General features: G+C 56.5%; 1 protein-coding gene and 2 pseudogenes. All 3 read left to right on the forward strand.

Translation table 11 applies throughout. From position 1 onward, the window contains the following. Window positions 1–28: 28 nt before the first annotated feature. A pseudogene (locus BKH20_RS15070) lies at window positions 29–169 on the forward strand (hypothetical protein); the annotation flags it as partial. Between the two features lie 26 nt (window positions 170–195). Beyond that, complete coding sequence (locus BKH20_RS10240) at window positions 196–630, forward strand: hypothetical protein (RefSeq protein ID WP_256693137.1); 435 nt, start codon at window positions 196–198, stop codon at window positions 628–630. Window positions 631–938: 308 nt separating this feature from the next. Then, window positions 939–1213: pseudogene (locus BKH20_RS14375) on the forward strand (hypothetical protein); the annotation flags it as partial.

Raw genomic sequence — 1213 nt, forward strand, 5'->3', positions numbered from 1 at the left:
ATGAACGGTCTCGGCTGCTGGTGGCTGGGCCGGTGCGGCAATTGGGGCCTGCGTCGGTGGCCCGGTGGGTGCCGTGGTCGGCGGCGCGGTTGGCGCTGCCATTGGGTCTGGCGCTGGAAAATGGCTGGCCGATAAAGCGAATGAGGGTATTCATGGGTGGTGGCACTGATGGTGTTGTTTGTTGGGTGAACCGCCGTGTTTGAAGACATTGTAATGGGAATTACCTGCATTTTACTAGGTGGATTTACATTCTCCTTCTGGTGGTTTGCGATGTTCTCTGACAGTGATTGGGGGGAGGCTGCTCGTGAGATGCTAGATGGGGGGTTCAGTCTAGGTCGCAATACCATTGCGGTGATCGAGCCTGCGGTGGGATTGTGCTTCCTGTTTGGTGGGCTATTGGGGCTGGCTGATCCTGTTGGGATTGACGAGAATAGTCCTGTAAGATCGTTTCTTACTATTTTCGTATTGGCGATGTTGGTGGTGGCGGTGTTGGGTTTGATTCCGGTGCGGTTGCCGGGGTGGATGTATCCGGAGTGGCATGAGGAGCGGCGTTGGCGTCGTAGGGAGCAGGCTGAGTGGGAGGCGAAGTATGGCTCCGACGATGAGGGCGACGGTGAGACCAACAGGTGACCGCGGCCCTATCGTGTTGCCCGGTAGGCGACGGTATGAACGGTCTCGGCTGCCGGTGGCTGGGCTGGGGCTCAGGCCGGGGCGGCTGTTGGGGCCTGTGTCGGTGGTCCGGTGGGCGCCGCCATTGGGTCTGGCGTTGGGAAGTGGGGTGCTGATTGGTTCAATAATGCTACCCACGGGTTATGGCACTGATGCACCTCTTGATCTAAATGAGGTAGGTAGTCTCTAATGTTGAACGGGTGGACGGCTTGTCTGAAAATATGCGTCTTATTTCACTTATTTTGAAATGGATGGATGTGACTGATTGAATGCTGGCTGGCATTGGTTGTGTTCTATTGGGGGCGTTCCCGCTTGTTGCTTGGTGGTTTGCGATGTTCTCTGACAGTGATTGGGGGGAGGCTGCTCGTGAGATGCTGGACGGTGCTTTCAGTCTAGGTCGTAACACCGTTGCGGTGGTCGAGCCTGCTGTTGGTGGTTTTTTCGTGTCAGTTGGGTGTGGAATGGTCTTGGATCCCAGCGCTTCGGGTGGAGGAGTGCTGCGGAACATTTGTGTGATTGTGGCTGGCGTATCGTTGATAGTGGG

The organism is Actinomyces oris, from assembly GCF_001937445.1.
Classification (GTDB): domain Bacteria; phylum Actinomycetota; class Actinomycetes; order Actinomycetales; family Actinomycetaceae; genus Actinomyces; species Actinomyces acetigenes.